The following is a 7,161-nucleotide window of genomic DNA, read 5'->3' as shown; positions in this document are numbered from 1 at the left end:
GTTGTAGGACTTGCTTTCACATCATTACTTGCTGCACCTGATCCACCTGAATTTCTTAATGTATCTTGAACATTCACTTCACGTTGAGCTGTTGTAGGACTTGCTTTCACATCATTACTTGCTGCACCTGATCCACCTGAATTTCTTAATGTATCTTGAACATTCACTTCACGTTGAGCCGTTGTAGGACTTGCTTTCACATCATTACTTGCTGCACCTGATCCACCTGAATTTCTTAATGTATCTTGAACATTCACTTCACGTTGAGCTGTTGTAGGACTTGCTTTCACATCATTACTTGCTGCACCTGATCCACTGGAATTTCTCAATGTATCTTGAACATTTACATCACGTTGAACTGTTTGTGTCTCAGCCTTCACGTTTGCTTGTGACTCTTCAGTTCTTCCTGTATTTCTTAATTTACTTTCCATTTCAATATCTCGTAATGCCTTTTGTTTTTCACCGTTCACTTCACCTTGCGGTCCTTCAGCCCTTCCCGTTTCTCTTAATTTACTTTCCATTTCAACATCTTGTACTGCTTTTTGTTTTTCACCGTTCACTTCACCTTGTGGTCCTTCAGCCCTTCCCGTTTCTCTTAATTTACTTTCCATTTCAATATCTCGTAATGCCTTTTGTTTCTCACCTTTCACTTCATCTTGTGGCCCTTCAGCTCTTCCCGTTTCTCTTAACTTACTTTCCATTTCAACATCTTGTACTGCTTTTTGTTTTTTCTCATTTATCCCTTCACTAGCATTATGACTAGCAGTAGAAGTTGCATTAGAATTACTCGTTAATTTCGGACTTCCAGTTTGTTCAACACCTGAATTTGCATTATTATGGATATCCTTTCCGATTTTATTTAGCGTTTGACGATCAGCGTTATCCTGGGCTTTTTGTTTTCCTTCAGCCTGGCCACCTTTAAATTCATCTATTGTTCCTTTCACTCCATCTGATACACCTTTTGCTACACCTGAAACCTTGTCTTTACCTTTATTAACAGCACCGACTACAGTTTCAGACATCTTATTCCCTGCATCATTCATCATGCCGCCAACTCCACGATTTGCAGCATAACTTAAAGCAGCACCGGTATTTCTAGCAAGTTTCTTCGCTTGCAGACCTTTTTTATCATTATTTTTTTGTTCTCCGCTTGTATTTCCTTCCTTATCTTCTGAATTCATTTCAGAGCGTTTAGGTGTATCTTCACGTGTCTGGCCATTACCACTCATCATATTTTTTGCACCCTTAAACATATTTCCTACACCTTTTCTTAATCCATTAGCAGTAGCTAACGTACCAATAGCACTCATTAAATTATTCTTTCCTTCTTTCAAGCCAACATCTACACCAAAGTATTTCAGGATTGATTCAGATCCCTTAATTAGTGCAGTAGTTAAACAGATCATGGCTACAATATATAGGAATGTATTAACATCTTGATCTGCTAGGAAATTAACCACAATGACATAGAAACGTAAACTTATTCCGGTAAACGCAAATAACAGGAATCCTCTCAGGATATCCTGTATAACCATTTTTGTTTTTTCACCTGTCTCTATATCCGTTACAAATACTAATGGAGCAATAATTTTCTTCATTGCAATCTCAAATATTGTCATAATAAATACAAATAAGGTAAACAAATACGCTACTACTAAAGCTGATAATCCCCAAAACAAAACGCCAAATTTCATCGGATAACGATTATATCCTGATGGAAAAGTATCACTAAAAGGATTGAAAAAACTTTCCTCAATTGATTCAAGATCTTCTTCAGCACCGTTATTTGTAACCTTGTAAGCTAAGAATTGTGTTTCTTTTGCTACATTATCATTATCCTTTAATTTTTTTACAACTTCATAACTTATCAAATCGCCTAAATCTGCTTTTAAGTACATCTCTTCATTTAGATTATTCTTGCTTATCTGTCCATCAGAAACGGCCTTTGTATCCTCAGTTTTTATAGCATCAAAACCAACCGTACTTAGATAAACCAAATCAGCTGTATTATGCTTTACTAAATTCCATGCTAATCCCCCATCATCTTTATCTCCTTTAGTTACCTCTTCATAAAAATCAGTGGACATTTTTTGTAAATCTGCCATAAATTCATTTAATCCACCTAATAACCCAATCATTATAATAATGTTAACCCCCACCGATTTAAATCGTGGTGGCTTGTGTTGAATAATAGTTCTAAATCCTAACCAAACTATCACCAACACGAATAAAGCGTAGAATAGCCCTTTCATTAGGGATGATGCAAAATCATTTAGACCTGCATCCTTCAATATATCAAAGAAAGAGAACGTTTCAGGAATTAATCCTTCTAGAGAGGATGCTATCCTAAATAGTGTTCTGATTATCCCTCCTTCACACGCTTGAAGAAAAGAACCAAATATATTTGAATACTCTATCCAATCATTCTTCAGGAAAGCAATCACTTCTGCTTTATCTATATCTTTTACTGTAAATACTATGTCGGTCCACCATCCAGCGAAAGCGGAAGGAGCAAATATAAGGCTTAATAACAACGTAGTAACTGTAAGCATCCCAGTAACTACTACTCTCTTACACTGTAAAATCCATTCTTTTATTTTCGTAGCAGCCATAACTGTTCTACCTTTCTTGTTTATTTTGACTCTATTGTTCTGTCAATATCTTCAATAATTCTTCAAGATAACTTGTAATTGCATGATCTGAAGAATGCTCTATTAAAATTGTGATCTCTTCTGTTTTAGGTACAATGTTATCTTTCGCATAATTTAATAGCATTTGTATCAATCTTTTGCGAATATCTTCTGTATCATTTAAATTTCGTTTTTCTTTTACAAGTCCAATTAATGATTTAACAACATCATCAATAGTGAGTTGTTCTTTAACTACAGGATTAGCTTGCTGCTTTTTCATGTACTCTTTTTTCGCAGTTTTATTTAATATAAAGTCTAAGAAATCCAAATACAGATCTGTTAGATCTAATCCAGTATGTAGAGAAGGTATATCAATTTCATTCAAGTCCCTGGAGGTATCAAAGTCCTTCCCTAAGAACTGCCAACGATAAGGCATACTAGTTTCTTTGGTATTGAAAATCGGGTATGCTCTTACCTTCTTACGATTAATATCTTGTCTATGAAGTGCACGAAGTACTAACGTTTCTCCTTCTATAAATTGTGATAAACGTTCTGGTGTAATAATGCGCTGCTGATCAGCATTTTTAGTTAATTTATTATCTGCTTCCATATGACTTTCATTAGACGATTTACCAATAGGCGTTTTATGGCCTGCACGAAGCGAAATTTCCTCAATTGTATCTTTGTTGGTAGACATAATATAAATATGATTTTGACAGTTATCTTTAATTTCTGTTGCTTCCTTATCATATAATTTCTCAATTTGCGAGTAAGATTGAAGCACTAAATTAAACAACATATTACGCCCAGCACAAACTGTTAATACTCCACCCATATCATCGATAGGTGGCATATTTCCGAACTCATCTAGCAAGAAATGAACACGTCTATAGCATTTTTTACCTTTCGTATCATTACAGTTCATAGATAGCTCTGTATACAGCTGCTTAACAAAGATACTTGCTAAAGCATGGTTTGATTTATCATAATCAGGAACAATCATAAAAACAGCTGTTGGCTTGTCAGAATACGTTAATTTCGTTTTAGGTTTGAGAGGGAATGTATTGGCCATCATATTTAGTTTCACTTGTCTCTTATATTCAGGCTTGTCCTCATATCCTTCTTTTTTCTGATAAACCACTCTTCCCTTTTCATCCAATAATTTTTCAAATTTCAATCTATACAACAATCGATATTTCTTATTTGGATCTTCCTCATCCTGATAACGAATTAATAACAGATCTCCATCTTCTAATGTTTCATCAAAGTTCATGTTGCACATGCCTAAAGCTTTAACCTTAATTTTGTAGCTGCCTATTTCCGTCTTTTTCTCATCATTTTTATGGAATGATACTGTAACACGTTTATTTAGAAAACGTTCATCTAACTGGAAGAATAAATTTTTAGGGAAACCTACTTGCTTTAGATCCAAACTAGATTTTGATGTCATTTTTGCAAACATTTTATCTGCAAATGTTTGCAGCCCCTGGTTTGCAGTGGCCAAAATTGAACCTTTAGCCTTTTCTCCCGCAAAACTAGTTGATCCATATTGCATCTTTGCTACATTTCCTTGTGGTAAGCTCTTAAAGTATTCATCTAAAGCATTCTTTTCAATAAAATCATCGGGATTCTCTTTGTAATAAAATGTTCCTAATTCATTTAGCATTTGGGATACATTGTGCATCGTAACCTTTTCAATGCAATTATTCTTTACACAGTAGTCAACAATCGCTAGGATAATACCGTTAATAGCATTTTGGGCAGATGTATTAAAGAATGCATTGTCGCCAGCGTTAGGATCGTTATATAACGAGAAAGTTAATGTGTTGGCACGTTTTGCAGCTTCTTGATCATCTCCATTAACCCAAGCATCAATGACGAGCTGTAACGGGTTATAAGACATACCTTGTAAGGGATCTAAAATATTTAAAACTTGGACATCATAACCACGTTTTTCTAATGTTTCTTTGGATGCACTATACAGCTGTGCGTGATAGGTAAAGCTTTGATATCATCTCCACCTTTTCCCCCACCTAACACCGTACGTGACAGTTTCCCGTCATACGGCGTCCCATCATTTTCAGCTAATTGATATAAGTCAATTTATACAGTTATCGGTTCATTTTCAGCCTCAGTTCTGAGTGTATTCAATTTATTTAATTGCTTATCGTTCAATTTCAACGCCAAGAGCGCAGCTCTGATTTTATTCTTATCTGTCATGTGGATTAATTGGTGTATATATTTATCCACAATTATTAAGTTGTGATATTTATCAGTTCCACCGCTTTTCAAAGGAATTTTATGATGACAATGTACCCTATCTATACCTATAACTTCTTCAGTTACATAGCACTTTCCGTATTGTGCAACATATCTCGATATCCTGTTATCATTGTATTCAATACTCCTATTTCGGGAGTATGTTGCCATGACTTGTTTTAAGACATCCTTAGGTATAGCTTTAAGATTCTCATGAATTTTATTACGACCTTTTGCGGTGTAATTGCATATATTTTGTGAGAAGTTCCATGGATTCTTATGATGTACGCCTGTAACTGGAAGTAAAGGTGTGGCACAAACTGTATATATTTTAGTATTAGACTGAATTCCTTTGGCACGTAGTTGAAATTTCTTAGGAGTTTCATAAAATTGAATTACTTTTCCATTTTCACTGAGCCTGTTTTTCATGGATTTGAGTAGAGTGTAGTTAATTTTTGTCAAATCTATATAAATTTTAGTAGCGTACTTGTAATAATTTTGAATGCCAATAAGGGTAATATTAAATTTAAGTACATTTTCTGATGTTGGATGCCTTTGGATTTCTTTTACCTTATCCTTTAGAATTCTTTTGGTGTTTTGCATAGCTTTGTCCGTCATACTACTTTTGGCAACATAGCCATGTTTAGATTGACCTTGTTGAACCAACTTCACTTTAAACCCCAAAAAGTTCGAAGAATTCTTTTTAAGATTAACTACTTTAGATTTTTGCTCATTAATTTCAAGTCCTAATCTCGTACGCAAGAAATCAATGGTGGCATAATAATATCTTTTGGCACCAATATATGTTCTACACATGATTTTAAAATCGTCAGCATACCGCACAATAAACCCATCTTTAAGATTTGTGTATTTACGAGCATAGCCCCTAAAGGCTATAGCCGTCTTATAGTTCTTAGGCTGAAAAGTTTCCCATTGATTGCTAATCCACCAATCCAATTCATTTAAAACCACGTTGGATAATAGGGGAGATATAATACCACCTTGCGGTGTTCCTTTAGTTGGGATACCTTCTCCTTGAACTTCAGATTTTAAGATTTTCGAGATAACACTTAGGAGTGATTTATCACGCACACCTAAGGTCCATAACTGCTTGAGTAATTTCCCATGACTTACGTTATCAAAGAAACCTTTGATATCTATGTCTACACAATAATGCTGACGCCCTAGATTCATTAGACTCACCATTCGACTGAGCGCATGATGAGTACTTCTGTTTGGCCTAAATCCATAACTATGATTATGGAATTTCGCTTCACATATGGGTTCAAGCACTTGTAAAATGCTCTGTTGGACAAGTCTATCCCAAATAGTAGGAATACCTAATGGGCGCATCTTATCGCTTCCCTCTTTTGGGATGTATACTCTCTTAACGGGTTGCGGTCGATACCATTTCAATCTTTTTCTGACTTGTTTTACTACCTGTGTATCATTTAAATGCCAAATATCTTTAATAGTTAATCCATCTACACCAGCGGTCTTACTACCCTTATTTGTTTTAATGTTTCTATACGCTAATCTAATATTTTCTTCTGAACCAATCATATCCATTAACTTATAGAAATTGTTACCGTTAAGACTATAGGAATATAGTTGATCATATTTCGTTTGCATATCGTAGTATTCGCTATGTCTTAGCTTGGTTTTCTTTAACATGGGCTGTAGCCTCCTTATGGAGAAACACTACATCTCTTAGTCTTACTCGAATCCATGTTAACCGTAAGTAACAATTAGCCTGCAATTGACTAGTGGCTATCCCTCCACGTTCATTAGACGTTTCATAGGTACTATGCCACCACCTTCACTACCATAAATCTAGGTTATACGACTAACTAATCTCATTAGTGCTTTCCCTAGAAACGCTTCGTCAGAAGCAAGTCCTCTGCGTTGGTAGCTTACCACGTTCCTTCATTCCTATCTGTACATACACTTTTAGGTTTCTCCTATGAGCCTGCTACCTTGATGTTGCCTGTAACAACATATGGACGTTCATAAAGGAGAGTCTTACTAGCCCACAATAGCGACACTAATTGTGTCAACATACCTTTCGATATGCTTCCGATATAGACCCGTACCATCAGAGATTCGTCTGCACTTTCAAAGTTCGCGATTGCATCATCGTGCATTCTAACCATAAGTGTTTTGTAGACCCCCGGCCTATAAGCTACACCACCCACCTCTGGACAGCTTTCGTGTATTTTAACTTACGGTAGCTCTCAGCCGACTTCCCCGAGCTTCAAACCGTTAGACTCTT

2 protein-coding genes and 1 pseudogene are annotated in these 7,161 nt (G+C 35.7%); all 3 read right to left on the bottom strand.

Annotation, left to right across the window (positions count from 1 at the left end):
- Positions 1 to 2,612 (bottom strand): pLS20_p028 family conjugation system transmembrane protein (locus tag MHB52_RS36260; protein ID WP_340769341.1); only part of this gene is annotated, 2,612 nt, incomplete at its 3' end.
- 31 nt (positions 2,613 to 2,643) lie between these two features.
- A pseudogene (locus MHB52_RS36255) lies at positions 2,644 to 4,617 on the bottom strand (VirD4-like conjugal transfer protein, CD1115 family); the annotation flags it as partial.
- 116 nt (positions 4,618 to 4,733) lie between these two features.
- Positions 4,734 to 6,563: a group II intron reverse transcriptase/maturase gene (ltrA, locus tag MHB52_RS36250; RefSeq protein ID WP_061664829.1), complete on the bottom strand. Its 1,830-nt coding sequence runs from the start codon at positions 6,561 to 6,563 to the stop codon at positions 4,734 to 4,736.
- Positions 6,564 to 7,161 lie beyond the last annotated feature (598 nt).

Source organism: Bacillus sp. FSL K6-0073 (assembly GCF_038006085.1).
Taxonomy (GTDB): domain Bacteria; phylum Bacillota; class Bacilli; order Bacillales; family Bacillaceae_G; genus Bacillus_A; species Bacillus_A cereus.
The sequence above is the reverse complement of the archived record's forward strand: the minus strand, read 5'-3'. Positions and strand labels throughout refer to the sequence as shown.

Bases quoted from the DNA above. Each gene is read 5' to 3' on its own strand.
- ltrA (WP_061664829.1), bottom strand. From the start codon at position 6,563: ATGTTAAAGAAAACCAAGCTAAGACATAGCGAATACTACGATATGCAA.